Origin of the sequence: Bacteroides sp. AM41-16 (assembly GCF_003603495.1) — a bacterium.
Classification (GTDB): Bacteria; Bacteroidota; Bacteroidia; order Bacteroidales; family Bacteroidaceae; genus Bacteroides; species Bacteroides uniformis.
On sequence record NZ_QTNE01000002.1, the window covers coordinates 14,648 to 37,323 of the forward strand.

Genomic DNA, 22,676 nt, shown 5'->3' on the forward strand with positions numbered 1-22,676 from the left:
ATAGTACTTATGAAAAAAATTAGAATGATGATGGCTGCCGCTTTGGGCGTATTGGTTTCATGCGGTAGCGTTAAGTCGGGAGAAGAGGTCGTTGCGGCTTCTCGCGATTCAAAGGTTGTGGTTGCTTATGTCACTTCGTGGAGTGAGGTGATGCCCGACCCGCAGTACATGACGCATATCAACTATGCGTTCGGTCATGTAAACGAGAGCTTTAACGGTGTCAAGATTGATAATGAGGAACGTTTGAGACAGATTGTTGATTTGAGGAAACAGAAGCCGGAGCTGAAAGTGCTGCTTTCCATCGGCGGCTGGGGAAGCGGACGTTTCAGTGAGATGGCTGCCAATGATGAATATCGCCGTGCTTTTGCCGCGGACTGTGACCGTGTGGTGAAGGAGTTCGCTTTGGATGGCATTGACATCGATTGGGAATATCCCACCAGCTCTATGGCAAATATATCCTCGTCACCGGACGATACGGAGAATTTTACACTTCTGATGCAGGATATCAGAGCTGCCATCGGCAATGAAAAGGAACTGACACTTGCCACCGTAGCTTCTGCCCGTTACATTGACTTCAAGGCTATCTTGCCTTCCGTCGATTTTGTGAATATCATGGCTTATGACATGGCTTCTGCTCCCAAGCACCATTCGGCGCTTTATCCGTCAGGACATAGCGGTGACATTACTTCGGACGGTGCCGTTACTGCACACTTGAAAGCGGGCGTACCGCCTTCCAAGCTGGTGATGGGTATGCCCTTCTATGGTCGTGGAGGTGACGGTTATCCCAGCTTCCAAGACTATAATAAGGTAGGGAATACGGATACCCAATATACTGAAAAGTGGGATGAGGTGGCTCAAGTGCCTTATCTGGCCGATAAGAATGATACGTTGGTATTTGGTTTTGAGAATCCCCGTTCACTTGCCATCAAGTGTCAGTATATTCTGGATAAAGATTTGCTGGGAGGCATGTATTGGGATTATAGCGGAGACAATGAGCAGGGTGATTTGCGCCGTACGGTAGCAGAAAACCTATTGGGCAAGCCGCACAAGGCGAAGGTACTGGTGTTGACGGAACGTGGCGGACAGCACGGAGGATTTACGGATGCCGGTTTGAGGTGGTTGGCGGCCGAAGGTGTAAAGGGGAATTTCAGTATTACCGAGATAAACAATGCCAGGAACATAACGGAGGCTTACTTGTCGCAGTTCAGCCTGGTTATTCAATTGGATTTCCCGCCTTATACTTGGCCGAAGGAAGCGGAAGATGCGTTCGTCAAGTATATAGAAGAAGGCCGTGGCGGCTGGATAGGTTTCCATCATGCTACTTTGCTGGGCGAGTTTGACGGTTATCCCATGTGGCAATGGTTCTCTGATTTCATGGGTGGTGTACGTTTCAAGAACTACATAGCTCCGCTGGCCAACGGTACGCTGATTGTGGAAGATAAACAGCATCCGGTAATGAAAGATGTTCCGGCCTCTTTCGTGGTGCCCGATGACGAGTGGTATACTTATGACAAGAGCCCGCGCCCCAATGTACATGTACTGGCCAATGTAGACGAATCGAGCTACACGCCTGCATCGGACATCAAGATGGGCGATCATCCGGTGGTTTGGGTCAATGAAAGCAAAAAGGCACGCAATGTTTATTTCCAGATAGGGCATAGCAGCAAATTGTACGAAACGGAAGGGTTTACGACCATGTTCAGAAATGCCATTAACTGGACTTTAGAAAGGTAATACTTTTTATAATCAATGGATTTGGAAGAAAACGGGTACGTACAGAAACGTATCCGTTTTTTTATGGGTTTAAACTTTATCACTTTAAGTTTAAAATAAAACGTTTTTTATGGATGTGTTAGTAAATGAACTCCTTATGAGAAATATTCAACTTCCATTTCTTGTTTAGTACGTAATTTCGCTTATCGAAGTATTGGAATTTGTATCAATACAATATGAATAACTTCCTATTTTATAAACTAATACTATTATCATGAAAAGAAAAAGAGTCCTTTTGCTGCTTTGCATTCTCAGTTGCACTTTGCAGCTCTTCGCACAACAAATTAATGTGCAGGGTGTCGTTTATGACCCTTCCGGAGAAACGGTTCCGGGTGCTAATGTCAGTATGAAAAGTAATCCGGCTGTGGGTACTGTGACGGACATTGATGGGAATTTCAGTCTGAAAGCTTCTGTGGGTGATGTGTTGGTCTTCACTTTTATTGGTTATGAGCCTATTGAGTATAAACTGACTGCTGCAGATACAAATCTGAAAGTCCGTTTTACTGATTCTTCTGAGTTGCTGGACGAGGTAGTTGTAGTAGGCTATGGTGTACAAAAGAAGAGTGTACTTTCGTCTGCTGTGAGCCGTGTTACCAGTGAAGAGTTGGATAAAGGTAATCCTACAAATATTCAGAATGCCTTGAAAGGTAAAGTTTCCGGTGTACAGATTATCTCTAATTCAGGTCAGCCCGGTGCGGAATCAAAGATTCGTATTCGGGGTACCGGTACGGTCAACAACTCCGATCCGCTTTATATAGTAGACGGCATGCCGTCTGAAAGTGGTATCAGTCATTTGAATCCTTCTGATATTGAGTCTATTGAAGTGTTGAAAGACGCAGCTTCCGCCGCTATTTACGGAGCCCGTGGTGCTAATGGTGTTGTACTGATTACTACGAAGAAGGGTACTAAAGGAAAGGCTACTTTGAACTATGAATTTACGTATGGTATTCAGAATCCTTCCAAGAAGGTGGATTTGCTGGGTAGTGCGGATTATCAGATGTTGATGAATGAAATGGCTGCCAATGCAGGTAAGGACCCTTATTTCCCGACTGTTTCCAGCGTCAATACCGACTGGCAAAAGGAACTACAGAACAAGAATGCTCCTATTATGAACCACAAGGTTTCGTTGAGTGGAGGTACGGACAACTCTACCTATTATGCTTCTTTCGGTTATGTAAAGCAAGAAGGTATTTATGCTAAAGGACATGCTGATTATGAACGCTACAATGTACGCTTGAATTACAATAATGTATTACTGGACACGAAATCACGAAATTGGTTGAATAAGATTAGTTTTGGTGCAATTGCAAGCTATTCCAAGTCAATCCAGACTGGTAATACTATTGGCAATAGTGAAGCAGCAGGCTTGATTACTTCCATGAATATGTTGCCTCCTACCGAGCCGGTTTATCAGACCGACCCTGCTATACTGGAGCAATATGCCGTAACTTATCCAAATCATGTCATTGCTCCCAACGGCTTGGCATACAATATCATTGAGATGCGTGAAATAAACAATCCCCTGGCTGCCATGCAGGTCAACCACAACCAGAGGACTATGCCGCAGAATTTCGGTGCGAACTTTAACCTTGATGTCGACTTGTTGCCGGGCTTGAAGTTCAAGACTACCTATGGTGCGGAATGGGTATTCAATTCCATCAAGAATGTAACTCCGGTTTACGAGCTGAATGCTACCAGTAAGAATGCTACTTCCAAAGTAGAGGATAAGAAAAGGGAGTCTTCCTACTGGCAGTGGGAAAATGTGCTGTCGTATACGAAGTCTTTCGGCCGTCATAATATAGGTGCACTGTTCGGTACGAGTATGTCTTCCTACCATTACTCCAATTTGGAAGCGGAAGATTATAATCTGCTGGTGGTGGATATAGACAAGGGATATATAGACACGGCCACAGCGCCCGAAGAACAGTCCAAAGTATGGGGTGGGGCGGAAGATCACCGCATTGCATCCGTATTCGGACGTATCAACTATAATTATGATGAAAAGTATTTGTTCGAAGCGGTAGTGAGACGGGACGGTTCGTCAAACTTCAGTCGCGAACACCAGTATGCTACATTCCCTTCGGTTTCTTTGGGTTGGGTGTTGACCCGGGAGAAGTTCATGGAGAACAGACCTTCCTGGTTGGATTTTGCCAAGATACGTCTGAGCTGGGGACAGAACGGTAATGAACGCATCGGCTCCTTTGCCTATACAAGTATGATGAGCCAGGGTAAGAATGCAGTCATAAATGGAAAGGTATATACAGGTATGCTGCCCAGTGGCTATGCCAATGCAGACTTGAAATGGGAGACCTCCGAACAGACCGACTTGGGTATTGACTTGCGTTTCTTCAACAGTGCATTGACATTCTCTGCCGACTATTTCGTGAAGAAGACGAAGGACATGCTGCTTTCCATGCCGATTCCTCTTTATACCAGTTATGGCAGTATGACGGTCAATTCGGGTACAGTGAAGAACGAAGGTATCGAGTTCGAAGCGTCCTATCGCTTTAAGGTGGGTGAAGTGAATCTGGGTATCAATGGAAATGCTTCTTATGTGAAGAATACTGTAACAGACCAAGGTCCCGACCGCGTCGGTCTCAATAATATCGGTGGTGGTATGGGCGGCCAGGTCAGTTGGAGAGAGAACGGGCGTCCGTACGGCTTCTTCTACGGTTACTTGCATGATGGCATTTTTCAGAATCAGCAGGAGATAGACAACTATACCTACGTAGATTCTAACGGAAAGACTCATTTGATACAACCGAATGCCAAGCCCGGAGATATCCGTTTTAAAGATTTGGATGGTAAAAATGGTCTTAATGGCGATGACCGTACTATGATAGGTAAGCCGAATCCCGACTGGACGTATGGATTTACGCTCTCTGCCGATTGGAAGGGGCTGGATTTCAGTGCATTCTTTCAAGGAAGTATCGGAAACGACATTTATAAACTGTACAGACGTTCCAATGTGACTTTTGGTAACTACGACAAATCCTGGTTGAACCGTTGGCACGGTGAAGGAACTTCCAATTGGGTACCACGTGTGATAGATGGTGACAACAATAACTATCAGGTTTCAAACTTTTTTGTGGAAGATGGTTCGTATATGCGTTTGAAAGTGTTGCAGATAGGTTACAGTCTACCCGGTCAGATGTTGCAGCGTGTCGGTATCAAGGGGCTGCGTTTCTTTGTGCAGGGCGAGAATCTGTTTACAATCACCAATTATAGCGGTTATGATCCGGAAGTGGGAACACGTGATGGATTTGACGGGGGAACATATCCGCAAGCACGTACTTATACCATCGGTGCAAACATAACATTTTGATTAATCTAAAAATTAGATACAATGAATAAGATATTAAAAGTATTGGCTTTGGGTGCGATGGCTTTGTCGACCATAGCTTGTTCAGATTTTCTGGAAGTGAATCCGAGAACTCAGGTATCGGAAACCGAATTCTATAAGACGGAAGACGATATGATGAAGGGCTTGTATGCCGTGATAAATGAAATGCAGACCCGCATGCCGGAGGTTTGGTCTTACTCTTCTTTGCTGGGCGATGAGTCTGAAACCGGTGGTGGTATCGGTGAGGGATCTTACAAGACGAAATGGGATACTTTTACCTATGACGCGACTTCTTGTTTCGGTGCATGGGGCTATGGTTCTTGGTGGAATGAGTGGGATTTCGGCTTGTTCAATGGAGTCATTGCTGCCAATCTGTTGATTGACAAATTGGCCGGGTGCAACCTCAATGCAGACTTTGTCAATTCCATTTCTGCCGAAGCGCGCTTTTACCGTGCCATTTTCTATTACCATCTGTTTATGGGGTATGAGCAATTCCCGCTTATCAAACATTATCTGGCAGCCAGTGAAATGTATAGCGTTGCCAAAGGAACCCGTGAAGAAATTTATGAGTTTATGATGGGTGACTTGGATGACGAAGTGACTAAGTATCTGCCCCAGCGCAGTGCTACACAGCAGGGACGCGTTTGCCGGGATGCTGCCAAGCTGCTTCGTGCTAAAATTATTTTGTTCCATCGTGATGAGACTAAATATCAGGTGGCATTGAATGACATGAAAGAAATAATCACCAGTGGAAGATACCAGTTGAACCCTGATTATCAAAGCTTATGGGTGAAAGACGGAGAATGGTGTGCGGAATCTATCTTTGAGGTATGTTATGCCGGCAATAACTCCGGCGAAGGGTTTGGGCTTGCACGTTCTTTGGGTGGTCGTAACATTGTTGACCCGAGAAGTGCCGAGCAGGGCGGATTGGGCGAAGGTTATGGGCAGAATACCATGCCGAGTTCCGTTTACAACATGTTTAAGGAAGGCGATACGCGCCGAGAAGGAACAGTCATTGTCTATGCGGACGAGGCTAAGAAAGTGGCAGAAATGGTGGCCAAAGGTGAACTGCCGGCAGGAAGTGCTTTCCAAGTCAGTGACCAGCAGGAAAATTACGAAGGCCTGGGGCACTATAAGATTCATCCGAGAAAGGAGACGACGTCTACGGTGAACCCTACGGATAACTATTATAACTCTTGGCGTATTTACCGTTATGCCGATGTTTTGCTGCTGGCTGTGGAGCTTGATGTACGCATCAACGGAACTGCCAGTGCCGATGCGCAAGGCTGGTTCGACCAGGTCAGAGACCGCGCTTTCAAAGACAAAGAGCATCGTATCAACTTGGCGGGAAAGAGCAAGCAGGAGTTGTTGGATATTCTTTTTGAAGAGCGTGGGTATGAGTTTATGGATGAAATGCAGCGTTGGTTTGACATTCTGCGTTTCGATAAAGGAACAGAGATTTTAGGTAACAAAGGTTGGACGGAGAAGTTTAGGTACTTCCCGATTGACCAGTCGGAAATGGATAGAGCTAAAGGTGGCTTGACACAGAACCCTGGCTGGTTATAAGTTTAGATTGGTTTTCTTTCTGAAGAGTCCCCGGTATTTCCTTTTGAAATACTGGGGATTTTTATGTGTAGGCAGTGGCGGTATCTCTCACTAAAGTTTATTTCGGCAAAACATCTGTCATGCTGTCACGCGAAGAGATTATTCTTTTGATTATAAGTTAATTAAAGTGTGATGGATACCTGTGATAGATAAAAAACATTACAACCATCCATCACGCTTTCCAATTTTTGTAAAAGATGGTATGCATACTTGTTTCGTGGGTCGTTGAAATAGTTATAATCTTAGTTCTCAGCATGAAACTTTTAGTTTCAAGACTAAATACGAAAAGTTTTGACAAGTAAGACTATTGGTTTCAACAAGAAAAACCAAAAGTTTCTTTCGATAAAACCATTCGTTTCAAAGGTTAAAACTCTTGGTTTCGACTATAGGAAACTATCATTCCAACTTGTCGGGACCAGCAAGGGTATCTATATGAAACAACCGAAACAGATACCTTTTCCTTCGAAAAGTATCTGTTTCGGCATAAAAGTGTTGTATTTTGGAGAAGATTTGAAGAATACTATCCTATTTTATTCTTTTGATTACTGTTATGGGAGTTGTTTCATTTGAGGAACGGGTCACCGTTCTTGTCTTTGCTCACTACCCAGCGGAAAGCATTAACCAATAGCAGGTTCTGTGTACCGTCGATAAACTCTTCGTCACCATGTCCCATATTCAGGTAAATCATTCTGTAATTCTTGTTGGACCATACGATGGGGAAGTCGCCAAAATTCACTACATCCTTGATACCCAGTGGATAGTTCTTGGGAGATAGGGACAAGAGTACCTCTACGTCCTTGTTCTGGCGGGGGCTGGGAGTCCATTGGTACCATTCGCTGGCGGGAGCCACGAATGATGCAGGCAGATTCTTGGTAACGGGATGTTCTTCGTTGTCGACTTCGACCAATACCGGCTGGGGAGGCCAGTTGTTGCAATAGAACACCCCACCACCAAGAAACTTAACGAACCAGGGCCAATGCGTGTTTTTGTCGTTGTAGGCAGCTGCGTGGAAACCTACCCAACCGCCTCCGTTTTCCATGTATTGCTCAAAAGCATCGCGTTCGGCCTTGGTGTTGGGGGATGTGTTAAGCATGATAATGACATTGTATTCTTTCAGTTTCTCGTATGGGTATTTTGAAAAATCGGTAGTAATATCCAGAACAAAGCCGTCACCGTAATTGAGCTTCTTGAAGAAAGTGGTTGCTTGTTCTGCAAATTGTACGTGTGCTTCTTCCGCATGTTGCGTGTAATAAATCAAGGCCTTGAAGCGAGGAGCTTTGGCATAGTTTGCCGGATAACCTTCGGGGACTTGTGCGTACGTCAGCAGGGTGCAAGCCGTAAACAATAAAATAAACAGATGTTTCATAATTTGTAATTTATAATTTATAAGTTATTAATTCTCCATTATCTAATATTCCGCAATCAGAGACAGCCATTTGCCTGCCGAGGTAATCCATACCTCTTTATAACAGGCATTGTTGGTTTGCGGCCAATAGGGGACATCGTCGTTACCCAGGGTACGGATACCAACGGGCATCTCTCCTGTCATTTCTCCCGAAGAGAAGGTATTCAGTTGCGGATAGTTGTGTCCTTCTCCATAAATCAAGGATTGTCCGAAAGGATTCTTGCCTACGGTCCAGTACAACTGTTCCAGACCGATGTTGAGCAGTTCCTTGTCCTTCAGGAAGTTTCCGCAGATGGCGGCGGACTTTCCGTTGGAAAGATGGATGGCGGTATTGCCGTTGAAAATGTTGAACCACACGGGGAAACGTTTCATGTAGTGCTCTTTGTCCAGTTGTACTCCTCGTTTAATCTGTTCCGTGTACAGTTCCTTGGCATTGGCAGGGGGAAACAGATGGAGGGCGTAGAAGTTGGTGGTATCCTTATATTCCTCTGCATGGTAAACACCGCTTGGAATCATACCGTAGGGATGGGTATACTTCATCATTCCTTTCAGATACTCTCCATATAGTTGTATGGAATTCACCCATTTAGGATAATCGGGGTGCTCCTTCTGGGTTTCGCAAAGCATCACCATGGCCTGCATATAGACCTGCTCGCGCGACTGGTGTATGTAATGTACGATGGATTTGCGGGATTTGTCCCGGTAGAAGAATCCGCGTGTCCCGTCTTTGTCTTTCAGCGGTTCCGTGCGCTGGCAGTCGAGGGTGTAGCGGATGTATTCGGCGGCGATGTCCGCATAAGAAGGTTTTCCGGTCAGCTTGTATAATTGGCTTGCCGACCAGGAGATGGTAGCCATATACTGACTTTTCGAAGTGTTGTAACTGTGTTCGTAAGGCTGGACGAACTGGTCGAAGCCATCTTTTTTGAACTTCTCCATAGCAAAAGCGAAATCTTCTTCGGCCACGCGCAATAGGTATTCCTGCAGCATCGGGTCGTTGTCCAGCGTCATGGAGGCGTAAGCTTCGTATCCGGCATAGAGAAAGTTGTCAAATGCCATGTTCTGTACACGTACGGAAGATATGTCGTCCAATGTATTGAACACACCGTCTTGCCAGATAAGCAATCCCATGCTGCTGGCGCGGTAACCATCGCCGTAGCGGTTCTTTAGGATGAACTCTACTCCCCATTCCGCCTCTTCACGCAGGCGGGCGGCGAGGGCTGGGTTGATATTTCTTTGTTTATTATAGGCTTCGAGCAGAGCAAAGGTCACGTCTCCCGTCTGCAAGGTTTGCTGGGACAAGTCTCCTGCATCGTGCCATCCGCCGGAGTAGGAGATGCTGCGTCCGTCATGTCGGGACATGAGGTCTACGTGGCAGGTGGAATGCTTGCCGGGAACCGGATGTCCACAGCGCTGGCAGAAGATGAAGTTCAGCACTTTCCATTGTGAATCTTCCCAAAGTCTTTCTCTAATCCGGAAGGTGGGAGTTAGCGATGTTCCGACCTTCAGCTGATACTCTCCGGGATTATTGAAGGAGGTGAAATCAATAAGGCCAAATTCTCCGAGAGTGGTTTTCTCTTTTCGGATGTCTCCTTCGTAAGCTATTTCTCCGGTTGGGGTAAGCAGTTGGAAGCGCTTTCCGGCGTCTATGGTGAGGTTTGTGTTGATGAGGGCGGTTTTGGGGTGGTTGACGGCATAGCCGGTTGTCGAGTAGGAGATTTTTCCATCGGCAGGTATCCATCCGCTGACTTTCTCAGGGGCTTTCACCGTTTGCAGTTGTAGATTGTCCAGGTAGTAGATAGCTGAATCTCCTGTAGTCCGGTCTTTGCCTTTGAGGGCTGTGCTGAAGGTGATGGATATCACCTTGTCGCGCTGATACTCGTCTATTTCGAGGAAGCATTGGTTCCACTCCTTATTAATAAGGTTAATGAGGTGTGAACCCGAAGGCTGATTATATCCTTTCTTGGCAGGAGTATCTGCATTGCGAAACGTGAGGTTCATGTTGACGATGCGCGCGCCGTCGCAATCGGGATAGATGGAGAATACGATGCGGTTGTACTTCTCCAGATTGGCGCCGTCTAGATGATAGGTAACACTGCTGTTTCCGTAGGTGGCATAGTCTGGGTCGGAAGGAGAGCCGGTCGCCCTTTTCCCGGTGAATGTGGGGAATTGCAGTTTGATGCTGCCTTTGCCGGAAACGGTCTTTTCCGTACTGAAGGACATGCTTCCTGCGCCGGAATGACTCCATCCCTCTGTACCTGCCGAGCGGGTGAGAGGAGCGCTTTGCAAGACCTCCTTTTTCCATCCGTTGGTTTCGAAAGAGTTTTCAATATCCAGGGGGAGGGGTTGATGTATCAGTCCGCTTTCGTGGAGTTGTCGTTCCAGTTTGGGGTCTTGGGTCAGACGTGTCTGACCGTATGCGGCAATACTGCCGAGAGATAAAAGGTATAAAAATAATAATGTCTTTCTCATGTTGATGTCAACCTTTGGTTTCGGTTGCAATGTTAGCCATTATTAGGCAGAAGGAGGTTTGAAAACTGCCATAAAAGCTTTAAAAGCTATCCGAAGTAGAGGAAATATGAATTTCGGTAGATGTATAATCCCTATGATGTACGACTTATAATGCCAAAGAAAATACTAAAATCGTATTTTCATAACAGAAGAAAATTGTAACTTTGCGAAGTTATGTCACAATGTTAACCTATGATGCGTATCTTGATTTTAATAATAATGCTGTTGCCATGTTCGCTTGGTATGTATGCATCTGCAATAGATAGCCTTTTGTCTGTTCTGGATAAGACTATCGTAATGCGTAGACAATACGAGGAAGAAAAAGAACGGTATATTTCTTTGATAAAGGATGAGTTGAAGCAAGGGAGGCTTACTGACATGGAGCGTTATCTGATACAAAATCGTCTTTTTGCCGAATATAATTCTTATATTAGTGATTCTGCATTACATTATATAAATGAAAATATTCTTATTGCCACACGGCTAAATAATAGGCAATGGATAAATAGTTCTATATTAAATAAAGTACATATTCTAAATACTTCGGGCCTTTTTGTTGAAGCAATGGAATTGCTGAAATCGCTTCCTCGTAACACGTTGGAGGGTGAAAATATAGTGGACTATTATGTATGTTTTGAAAACCTATATCTCTATCAGGCAGAGTACGCCACTGATCGGAACTACGTGAACAATTATCTTCGGATAGCAAATTTGTATAGGGATTCTATAATCAGCCTAGTACCGGAAGATACTTATAGATATGTAGTCGTGCATGCACCTCAGCTCATTGACCAGGGAAAAAGTCAGGAGGCTATATGTTTATTGAAGAATTTTTTACCTCGGTTGAAATCCAATACGCGTGAGTATGCAGTAGCTACTTCAATTCTGGCTTTTGCTTATCATGTCGTGGGGAACAAGCAAAAAGAAATGGAAGCACGTATTAGCAGTGCCATTGCTGACATTAGGGCAGTGGTGAAAGAAAATTATTCTTTGTGCGCATTAGCGGAATTACTTTATGGAATGGGCGATTTGGAACGTGCTAATCACTATATCAAGATTAGTATGGAAGATGCTAATTATTATACTACTCGGTTGCGTAGTTCGCAGAATTCCAAGATGCTTCCGCTCATAGATCGTGCTTATCAGCAAGAAAAGGAAATACAGCAACAGCGGCAGAGAATGTTTATTACAGGCATATGTATCCTTTCTGTTTTCCTTCTATTGACAGTACTGTGTGTGCTATGGCAAATGAAAAAATTGTCTTATGCCCGTAAAAAAGTTGTTGCTGCCAATTCCCAATTGAGTATATTGAATAGTGAATTGAAGAAGCTGAACAAGTCTCAACATGAGGCTAATGAACGATTATTGCATACTAATCAGACTCTTACGGAAGCCAATCATATTAAGGAAGAGTATTTGGGACGTTTCCTCAGTTTAAGTTCCTCTTATATAAGTAAGATGGAAGAATATCGCCGCATATTGAACAAGCAGGCTGCTGCCGGTAAACTTGAGGAGTTATATCGTACATTGAAGTCCGACCGTTTCATAAATCAAGAGTTGAAAGAGTTCTATCACAATTTCGATGTATCTTTTCTTAAGATATTCCCTAACTTTGTAGAAGAATTTAATCGTTTGTTGCCAGTTGAAGAACAATTGCATCCTAAAAATGAAGAATTGCTTGTTACCGAACTGCGCATATTTGCACTGATTCGTTTAGGTATTACAGACAGTGCGCGTATTGCAGAATTTTTGCGTTATTCCATAACTACCATCTATACTTATCGTTCCAAGCTAAAAAACAAGTCTCTTTGTAAAGAGGACTTTGAAGAACGAGTGATGAAAATAACTTCTTTTTGATTTTATCCTCCTTTTGAGGCTTTCTTCTGCCTTAAAAAGTCTAGAAATGATTTAGAAATTAGTAGCAATAGCATTTTCGTAATGCGTTGTATTATAGTTGATTGCCTGTTGTAGGACTTTAGATTTTTATCTCAGCCCAAATCGTGCGTTTGTTTTGATAATACATTTGCATCAATCTATTTATTGTTTAACTAATTTCTAATAAGATGAAAAAGAAAAGTCTAAAGAGATGCCTTAAAAAGCGCATGATCCTTTTACTGGGTTTTCTTATGATGACTGGTGTTGCTGTTGCGCAACAACTTCAGGTACAAGGAAAGGTGACCGATGCAACGGGTGAAGGTCTTATCGGTGCAAGTGTATTGGTAAAGGGTACAACTTCGGGGGTGATAACTGACATTGACGGTAACTATGTGTTATTGAATGTCAATCCTGATGCAATACTTATTTTTTCTTATGTAGGTTACCAAACGCAGGAACTGAACGTATCCGGTAGAAACAAGATTGATGTTGTCTTGCATGATGACCAGCAGGTGTTGGAAGAAGTTGTAGTAGTGGGTTACGGTTCATTGAGTAAAAAAGAAGTTTCCAGTTCCATTGTACAAGTGGATAAGAAAAATTTTAATTTGGGGGCTATGAATAACCCGATGGAAATGGTATCGGGAAAAGTCGCGGGCTTGAATGTCAATACGCAGGCAGCTGCCAATCCTAACTCCAGTTCTTCATTACAAGTACGTGGTGCAACATCTGTTTCTGCAAGTAATAGTCCTTTGATTGTCATAGATGGTGTGGCAGGTGGCGATATCCGTAACATCGCTGCACAGGATATTGAATCTATTACGGTATTGAAAGATGCGGGTTCAGCTGCTATTTACGGAACGCGAGGTGCTAATGGTGTGATTTTAGTTACAACGAAACGTGGCTCGGGTGAAGCTGGAAAAACGGTAGTCACATATGACAGTTACATCGCTTTTAATGTAGCCAAGCCCTCTCCGGATATTCTGTCGGCTGATGAATTCCGTCGTTCGAGACGAGGTACAGACTATGGAGCCGACACTGACTGGTATGGACTGATTACTCGTGATGTAGCATACGACACAAACCAATATATATCTATTGATGGTAGCACAAAGAATGGTTTCTATGGTGCTTCCTTCAATTACAAAAGTGCCAATGGACTTGACATCGTGAGTGGTCGTGAAGAATTTGGAGGTCGTTTTTCTATGGAACAGCGTGTACTGGAGAATCGCTTACAATTCAACGGTTCGTTGAGTGCACGTCGTGTAAATGAAACCTGGGGAAATGATGGTTTCTTCGATAGGGCACTCACAATGAATCCTACAATGCCGGTATATAATGCAGACGGTTCGTATTATCAGCCTACTTCTCCTACGGGTGCAACCAATCCGGTTGCGGAGCTTGCTTTGAGAGATAACAACGGCCAGCGTATGTATTTGTTGGGTACGGCTGAGGCTAAACTGAATATTTTGCAGACAGAAAAGCATTTGTTGAATACAACATTAAGTTACTCATTGCATTACAATGACATGAAGCAACAATATTATGCTTCGTCTGCCGGTTCGGAGTCCTATTGGAATGGTTATAAAGGACGTGCGGAAATGAAGTATCAGAAATGGTACACCAATCGATTGGAGTGGTTGGGAAATTATGCACTGAACTTGGGCGACCACAATATTAAGGCTGTAGTGGGCTATACTTATGAGAAGTCTATCTGGGAACAGATTGGTGGTAGTAACAACGACTTCTCTTTTGATAATACGAAATATTGGGATTTGGGCAGTGGCTCTTATCTGAAGGATGGTTTGGCAAGTTTATATAGCGGTCGCTCTGAATCGACACTTATTGGCTTCTTTGGTCGGTTGAATTATAATTGGAAGGATATGCTTTTTGCATCGGCTTCGTTGCGCTATGAAGGCTCTTCCAAATTTGGTGCTAACCAAAAGTGGGGGTACTTCCCAGCAGCTTCTTTGGCTTGGGAAATGATGGAGATGGGCTTTATGAAGAATACCCGGAAAGTGTTGACCAGTTTGAAACCGCGTGTTTCTTTCGGAATTACCGGTCGTTCGGATTTTGATGCTTATAAATCACTTTCTACTTACAATACCAATGGTAGTTATCTCTTTGACGGGCGTTGGGTAACGGGCTATGCTCCCTCTAGTAATGCTAATCCGGATTTGGCTTGGGAAAAGAGCGTTGCGATTAATCTGGGTGTTGATTTTGTTCTATGGAATCGTTTACGTGGTTCAGTGGAGTATTTTGACCGTAGTTCTAAAGACTTGCTTTATACGTACACGGCACCTCAACCGCCTTTTGTCTATTCCACTATTTTGGTTAACGTTGGAACAACGAAAAATACCGGTATAGAAGTATCTTTGGATGGTGATATCCTTACTAAAACAGCAGTGAAGTGGACGAGCGGAATCAATTATTCTTATGGAAAGACTCAGTTGACCAAACTTTCTAACGATATTTACAAGGCATCTTATCTCGACCTTTACTTAAAACCGGGAACTGGTTCCAGCGAATATTTCTTCCGTGTGCAGGAAGGGGGAGAGATAGGGCAGTTCTACGGTTATGAATATGCAGGTGTTGACGAAAATGGCAATATGCTTATTTTGAATGATAAAGATGAGCAAATACCTATTTCTCAGGCTGATGCCAAGTATAAACGTTATATTGGCAATGGTGCTCCCAAGCACTTCTTGTCTTGGAGTAACAACCTGACTTGGAAAAACTTTGATTTGAGTGTATTCTTCCGCGGTACATTCGGTTTTGATGTATTCAACATGCGTAAATATGGTATGGGGCTTCAGGGATGTGGTACAGATAATGTTCTTCGCTCTGCGTATCTGGAAGATAAGAATATCCGTACCGGTGGTGGAGTAATATCTTCCTATTTCCTGGAGGATGGTAGCTTCATAAAACTGGAAAATGTAACCTTGGGATATAATTTTACTCCTAAGAACCGTAAGTTACTGGATAATATGCGCATATATCTGTCTGCCAAGAATCTGTTTACCTTGACCGGATACTCAGGTAATGACCCTTCAATTATAGACGTGAATGGTATCCAGCCGGGAGTAGATAGTAATAGTGCTTATCCTACAGCAACTCAATTGAGTTTAGGTGTGACTCTTCGCTTTAAATAAATGAGAAACAAATTATTAAAAATATGAAAGATATGAAATATATAAAATGTCGTTGGTTATTGGCGATGATTATGTCATGTTCACTTTTCTCTTGTACTAATTTGGACGAGGAAGTGTTCGATCGTGTGGATGCCGGAATTTATTATCAAGATGAGACGAGTGTTCAGGGGGCAGTGGCAGCCATCTATTCAAAAGCTGCATATAGTTATTTGGAATACTTCTGGTATTTGCAGGAGTTTTCTGCCGACCAGGTGGCATGGCGCAGTTGGAACGGTGGACTTTGGGGATGGGATGAGGCATTGAAGTTTGCTTTGTCTTCACATACCTGGACGTCAGAATCAACCATTATTCGCCAAACTTGGGAGAATGCGTGGACTACTATTGGGCTTTGCAATACGCTTATTACAGATTTGCAGGCAATCAGCCCCGCATCTATACGCATGACTGAGGATGCTTTGAATAGTTATATTGCCGAAGTACGTACCCTGCGTGCTTGGGCATACTACAATATCTTTGAGATTTGGGGTGGAGCACTTCCCTTGAACATTTCTTCGGGTGCGGAAATCCCTGGTTCTGCAGATACTGATTTTGATAAGGGGTGCAAGATTATCTACGATTTTATCAGTCAGGAATTGGATGAGTCAGTTACAGATCTTATGAAAGAAGATGGTTCTGGAAAGACTCGTAACCGCATGAACCAAGCTGCCAATCGTATGATTAAGATGCGCTTGTTGCTGAATTCTGAGGTGTTTATCAAACAAAACAGTTATAATGAGTGTGCCACTCTTTGCCAAAATATTCTGAATGGCGATTATGGTACTTACAGTATTACCGATGACTATCGTGATATTTATTCGATAAACAATGTAGAATGTCCGGAAGTTGTAATGGCATTGGCGATGGAAGTCGGTCAGGTCAATACCGGTTGGATGCGTAACATGCCTTTCATGCCTTACAATTGTTGGGATTACTTTGGAGGTACATACAGCCAGAGCGGATGGAATTGTGTATGTTTGGCACCTTCATGGGATAATTCTGGAAATGTACAGCCGTATGGTGGTACTGACAATCCTAAGAGCTTTCTTACCGACTACGGTGATAAGTTAGGTGCAGTTTATGAACGTTTCCACGATAAAGATATCCGTAAGCAGAACTATGTGTATAATGAAACAACAGGAAACTATCAAGGCATTTTTTTGAAAGGGGCTATTAAAGCCAACTATGGTAAGGGTGCGGCTTTGAAAGCAGATGCCGACCGTGACGGTCAGGATTTGGTTTATGTGGATCAGGTGGGTACATTCCTTAATTTAGGACGTAATCTGGAGACTGTCATGTCACCTCGCTGGGGTGAAACGAATTCAGGTGTCCGTTTGGTAAGATATCCGGTTTATCCGGAGAGTGCAGGCATTGATTTCCAAAACATCGATGAGGTGGAATTCCGTTTGAGTGAAGTGGTCTATACTCTTGCTGAATGTAAAATGCGTGCAGGTGATACGGAAGGTGCTAAAGAACTGGTATATAGAGTTAAAACACGCTATTTTACAGATAAATCGGCTCTCGAGCAGCCCGGTCCTGGTTTTACATCCTTTGATATGGATTGGATGTTGAGTGAATGGGGACTTGAATTCTTGGGAGAGGGGCGTCGTCGTCGTACAGACTTGCGTCGTTTCGATAAGTTTACGCAAGGGCAATGGTGGTTCTTTGGCCGTGCCACGGACGACGGTTTAAGCTATCCGGCTAAACGTGACCGCAAATACGAGTGGTATCCCTTGCCCCAGTCTGCCCTTATGGTAAATCCGGGACTGGTACAGAATCCTAATTATTAATCATCCTATAATAATAGTAACAATGAAAAAATATATATGTAATCCGCTATGGCTTTTGTTGCTTTTTGTAGCTTTCATCAGTAGTTGTGACAAGGAGGAAATTGTGTTTGACCATGAGTTGCCGCAATTTGAACTTCGTAGCGATGCTATCTTGCTGGAGGTGATTATGCCCCAAGGAACTGGTGCCGATGAAATAATTTATATTGCAGGCGATTTCAATGGAGGTCAGGATGCTGCTTCCGGAGACCTTAAGTGGCAGATGGAGAAAGCTGCAAACAATGATGTTAAATGGGGCATATACCTCTATCCGGAAGATTTTGTTAATGGAAAGACACTTGCCGATGGCTTTTATTTCGTTTCTAAGACACAAGGTATAGAGCGTACTTTGCAGAATGGGGATGCTTTACATCAAATTTCGGCTAAGGTAGGTACTCGCACTGATATAACGGTAACCCGCTGGAATGCTTATTTTGAGGAGCCGGAAGACCCAAGTGAAGTGATTCATGACGGTTATGCTGTGTTCGTGATGGACAATACAGGTTGGGATGCACTGACACTTTATGCGTGGGGAAATGATTTGCCGGAACTTTTTGGAGGTTGGCCCGGTATTTCACCTACTGGTAGCGTTGAGATAAAAGGAATTACCTATAAATACTTCGATACAGGTGAAGCAAATAAGGGATTGGTTTACAATTTGATATTTAACGATAATGGAGTAGGTTCACAATTTGATGGACCACAGAACTTTACTCTTGACCGTGACATATATTTGGAAATCACAGAAAGCGGTTGGACGGAAATAGATCCGGATGCAGTGGTTATCCATGATGGTTATGCCATATTTATTGAAGACCAGTCCGGATGGGCAGAAACAACCATATATGCGTGGGGAAATGATATACCGGAACTCTTTGGCAGTTGGCCAGGAATATTACCAACCGGTAGTGTTGAGATAAAAGGTGTCACGTATAATTATTACGATACAGGTGAAGCAAATAAGGGATTGACTTACAATCTGATAATGAATAATAACAATGGAGGCTCACAATTTGACCTCGCAGCAGTGACGCTTGATCGAGATTATTATTTCCGTATTACGGACATAGCTGGTGAGGAGATTGACCCTAACAATCCGGACGGAGACTCTGAACCGGAATCTGAAGCGGCTTTTGTTTCTAATCAGAATAATTTCTTGAAATGAGTTTTGTATAGTAATGAAGATGTTAAATGACCTATTGGTGGAATGAGATTGGGGATAGGATATCTCTTTTCAATCTTGCGGATATATGTCCCAAGGCTTGGTTTTTCTATCCCAAGTCTTGGGATAGAAAAACCAAGCCTTGGGAAGAAGTTATCTCTTAGCTCTTTTGTTTTTTAGTATTGGCTTCCGGGATTTTTAGTATTAAGTCTTAGTATCTTTTCTGCCAATGCCCATCACTGGAGAGTTTGGATGCTCCTTTTGCAGATATCAGTTCCGCCAATGAGTATAAGTATAGATAAAAAGTAGAAATATGAAAAAAGTAATAATTGCGACACTGCTCTTTACGATGCTACATTCTTGTATGGGGTGTAGTGATAGTCAGAGTGACATGGAACCGATTCCCGTCCCACAGGAAGAATACATGGCTTCGGATATGGTGATTTATGAGGCAAATCCCCGCATTTTTGCCGAAGAAAATGCGTTCTCTGCCATCAAAGCAGAGCTTGACCGTATTCAAAGCCTGGGGACTACCGTGCTTTGGCTGATGCCTGTAAATGAGCCGGGAGTACTGAAAAGTGTGAATTCACCTTATTGTATAAAGGATTATAAAAAGCTGAATACACGTTACGGAACAAAAAAAGACTTGAAAGAACTGGTAGATGCTGCCCATGCCAAAGGAATGAAAGTGATTCTTGACTGGGTTGCCAACCATACTTCGTGGGACAATGCTTGGGTGACTGAGCATCCGGATTGGTATACACAGGATGCAAATGGCAATGTGGTACAACCTCAAGAACAGCCTTGGGCGGATGTTGCTGACTTGAATTTTGACAACGAAACCATGCAGCAAGCCATGATTGATGCCATGAAGTATTGGGTAACAGAAATTGGTATTGATGGATACCGTTGTGATTATGCCGAGGGGGTACCAGATGCTTTCTGGAAGAAAGCAATCGCCGAGCTCCGTACACTTGACAATAATTTGCTGATGCTTGCCGAAGGCGGAAAAACGTCTTTAATGAACAATGGTTTCAATCTGCTCTACGGCTGGAACTTCCATAGTAAACTGAAAGACTATTATGCCGGTAAATGCTCACTTACTGACCTTTATGCTATGAATACTTCCGAATTGGAGGGAATGCCGAAGGGTACGTTACGGTTACGCTATTCTACTAATCATGACCAGGCAAGTGAGGCATCACCGATAGAATGTTATGGCGGTGAGCGTGGTGCCATGTCTGCTTTTGTATTAACGACTATGCTCGAGGGGATACCTCTTATTTATAGTTCGCAGGAAGTAGCCTATCCGCGGTCACTTAACTTTTTCAATTACGGAGTTATAGACTTGAAGTCCAATGAAGTCTTTGCGCAAGAGATGGCAGAAATCATCAGAGCCTATAAAGCTACGAGCAGTGTACGTGGTGGTGAACTGGAAGTTTATACTACCGGAGATGTCGCTTCATTTTATCGGGCAGCAGGCAGTCATGGCATGTTGGTCATGGTGAATACTGCCAATGAGTCTGTACAAGTGAAAGTACCTATGGAGCATGCTGGCAAGACCATGACCGATGTGATTGCCGGTGTGGATGTGGAGTTGCCTACAGTAATGACGATGGAACCTTATCAATATTTTATATATCAACAATAACGGATGTATATGAAACATGTATTATTAACAGTTGTATTTCTGGGAATTGCTTGTGTGGCGATGGCACACGAATTGTCATCTCCCAATGGGAATCTGAAACTCAATGTTGTGCTTGATTCCGAGGGGGGGCCGGTCTATAGCTTATATTACAAAGGAGAGCCGGTTGTAGAACCTTCTGCCTTGGGAATACTTATGGAAGAAGCGGATTTGTCAAATGGCTTCCGGATTCTTGATGCAACAAATTCTACTTTTGATGAAACTTGGATGCCTGTATGGGGAGAGTATGAAAAAGTCCGTAACCATTACAATGAACTTACTGTCACTCTCTCACAACCGGCAAAGCACGACCGTATGATGATTGTACGTTTTCGATTGTTTGACGATGGACTCGGATTCCGTTATGAGTTGCCGGAGCAGAAAACCATGAATTATCTGACGGTAAAAGACGAACTGACGGAATTCAATCTGACCGGTAATCATACACTCTATTGCATTCCCGGTGATTATGATACGAATGAGTTTGCCTATACTACTGCGGCCATTTCCGAAGTGCGCGAAGCTATGGAACGTAATCTACGTAAAAAAGGATATGAAGCTAAAGCGACTTCATTCACAGTACAAACACCCCTTATGATAAAGACTACCGAAGGACTTTATATCAATATTCATGAAGCTGCCTTGGTAGATTATTCTGCCATGTTGCTGAATGTGGATGATAAAGAGTTTAACTTTTCTGCTCATCTTACTCCCGATAAATTAGGAAAGAAAGGATATCTGCAATTACCGTTGCATACCCCGTGGCGTACAATTATGGTTAGTGACGATGCACGTAGCATCCTTGCTTCTCAGTTGATTCTTAATCTGAATGAACCTTGTAAGCTGGAAGATACTTCTTGGATTAAGCCACAGAAATTTATCGGTGTCTGGTGGGAGATGTTTACTGGTGGAGGAGGTACATGGGCATATAGCGACTATTATAAGGCTAAACCCGGCATAACCGACTATTCAAAGTTAACTCCTAATGGACATCATCCGGCCAATACTGAACATGTGAAAGAGTACATAGACTTTGCGGCGGAGAATGGTATTGATGCGGTATTGGTTGAGGGCTGGAATGAAGGTTGGGAAGATTGGGCATCCTATCGTAAGGATCGTCAGTTCCTTTTTGACAAACCTTATCCGGACTTTGATGTTGCGGTACTACATGCCTATGCCAAATCAAAGGGAGTAAAGATTATCATGCATCATGAGACGGCTGCTAATGCTGCCGATTATGAGCGGCAGCTGGATGTAGCCTTTCAATTTATGGTAGATAATGGCTATAATTCTGTAAAGACCGGATATGTGGGTTCAATCATTCCCCGTAGTGAATATCATTCCTCACAATGGATGAACAATCATTATATACATGTGGTGAAGCGTGCTGCTGATTATAAGATTATGGTAGATAGTCACGAGGCTGTTCGTCCCACCGGCTTGTGTCGGACCTGGCCCAACTGGGTAGCGCAAGAATCTGCCCGTGGTGGTGAGTTTGAATCTATGGGGGGCAATGATCCGGATCATACTTGTATCTTGCCGTTTACTCGGTTGAAGGGTGGTCCGATGGATTACACTCCTGGTATTTTCCAGACAAAACTTTCGTATTATAATAGTTCGAAACCTAAAGGTCAGGCGGGTACTACATTGGTAAAACAATTGGCTCTATATGTAACGATGCCCTCTCCGTTACAGATGGCAGCAGACCTGCCGGATAATTATCGCCGTTTTCCCGATGCGTTTCAATTTATTAAGGATGTAGCGGTGGATTGGAGCAATTCTTGGTATCTGGAAGCCGAACCGGGTGATTATATCACAGTGGCTCGTCAAGCCAAAGGAAAACAAGAGTGGTATGTAGGTGCTATTACCGACGAACATCCTCGTACGGCAACTATTCCTTTCTCTTTCTTACCCGAAGGAAGGAAATATATTGTTACCGTTTATGCAGATGGTCGGGATGCAGACTGGAAAGATAATCCGCAGAGCTATGACATCCGTCGTGGCATAGTAACGTCAAAGAGTGTGCTGCGTCAACCTCTGGCAAGTAGTGGAGGGGTGGCTATCAGTGTTCGAGAAGCAACAAAAGAAGAGGTAAAAGGATTGAAGAAATTATGAAGCTTGTCCGTACATAGTAATTATTATGTTGCGGATTTAATACAAGCATTTAAGAATTAAAGTTAGCAATTGGAAAGGCATAGTCCGTGAGGATTGTGTCTTTTTTCGTAAATTATTCGTCATTTCTTATTTGCTTTATTATAATTTTTCTATATTTATGCCGTTATGGCGAATTGTTGACAGAATAGGAAA

11 protein-coding genes are annotated in these 22,676 nt (G+C 43.4%); 9 read left to right on the top strand and 2 right to left on the bottom strand.

The window, feature by feature from the left end:
• The first annotated feature begins 9 nt into the window (after positions 1-9).
• The 3 genes from DW896_RS02630 (at position 10) to DW896_RS02640 (ending at position 6,682) form a co-directional block, all read left to right on the top strand.
• Entirely contained in the window at positions 10-1,734 is a 1,725-nt protein-coding gene (locus DW896_RS02630; protein ID WP_034529528.1) for a glycosyl hydrolase family 18 protein, read from the top strand.
• Between the two features lie 253 nt (positions 1,735-1,987).
• Positions 1,988-5,098 (top strand): TonB-dependent receptor, encoded by a 3,111-nt coding sequence (locus DW896_RS02635; RefSeq protein WP_119992860.1) that lies wholly within the window; start codon positions 1,988-1,990, stop codon positions 5,096-5,098.
• 21 nt (positions 5,099-5,119) lie between these two features.
• Entirely contained in the window at positions 5,120-6,682 is a 1,563-nt protein-coding gene (locus tag DW896_RS02640; RefSeq protein ID WP_022401155.1) for a RagB/SusD family nutrient uptake outer membrane protein, read from the top strand.
• Between the two features lie 601 nt (positions 6,683-7,283).
• Here the strand turns inward: DW896_RS02640 and DW896_RS02650 are convergent.
• Positions 7,284-8,087 (bottom strand): ThuA domain-containing protein, encoded by an 804-nt coding sequence (locus DW896_RS02650; protein WP_022401156.1) that lies wholly within the window; start codon positions 8,085-8,087, stop codon positions 7,284-7,286.
• Between the two features lie 42 nt (positions 8,088-8,129).
• Positions 8,130-10,595 (bottom strand): glycoside hydrolase family 9 protein, encoded by a 2,466-nt coding sequence (locus DW896_RS02655; protein ID WP_035449086.1) that lies wholly within the window; start codon positions 10,593-10,595, stop codon positions 8,130-8,132.
• Between the two features lie 231 nt (positions 10,596-10,826).
• On the opposite strand from DW896_RS02655, the gene DW896_RS02660 reads away from it, so the two are divergent.
• From DW896_RS02660 to DW896_RS02685, 6 genes are all read left to right on the top strand, one after another.
• Positions 10,827-12,491 carry a DUF6377 domain-containing protein gene (locus tag DW896_RS02660; RefSeq protein WP_005827019.1) on the top strand — a complete coding sequence of 555 codons (1,665 nt, stop codon included), beginning with the start codon at positions 10,827-10,829 and terminating at the stop codon, positions 12,489-12,491.
• Between the two features lie 206 nt (positions 12,492-12,697).
• Complete coding sequence (locus DW896_RS02665; RefSeq protein ID WP_119992861.1) at positions 12,698-15,658, top strand: SusC/RagA family TonB-linked outer membrane protein; 2,961 nt, start codon at positions 12,698-12,700, stop codon at positions 15,656-15,658.
• Between the two features lie 32 nt (positions 15,659-15,690).
• Entirely contained in the window at positions 15,691-17,484 is a 1,794-nt protein-coding gene (locus DW896_RS02670; RefSeq protein ID WP_119992891.1) for a RagB/SusD family nutrient uptake outer membrane protein, read from the top strand.
• Positions 17,485-17,506: 22 nt separating this feature from the next.
• Positions 17,507-18,685, top strand: coding sequence for a hypothetical protein (locus tag DW896_RS02675; protein WP_117703655.1), 1,179 nt, complete (start codon positions 17,507-17,509; stop codon positions 18,683-18,685).
• 310 nt (positions 18,686-18,995) lie between these two features.
• Positions 18,996-20,333 (top strand): alpha-amylase family glycosyl hydrolase, encoded by a 1,338-nt coding sequence (locus tag DW896_RS02680; protein ID WP_008665154.1) that lies wholly within the window; start codon positions 18,996-18,998, stop codon positions 20,331-20,333.
• Between the two features lie 3 nt (positions 20,334-20,336).
• Positions 20,337-22,484, top strand: coding sequence for a glycoside hydrolase family 97 protein (locus tag DW896_RS02685; RefSeq protein ID WP_117703656.1), 2,148 nt, complete (start codon positions 20,337-20,339; stop codon positions 22,482-22,484).
• Positions 22,485-22,676 lie beyond the last annotated feature (192 nt).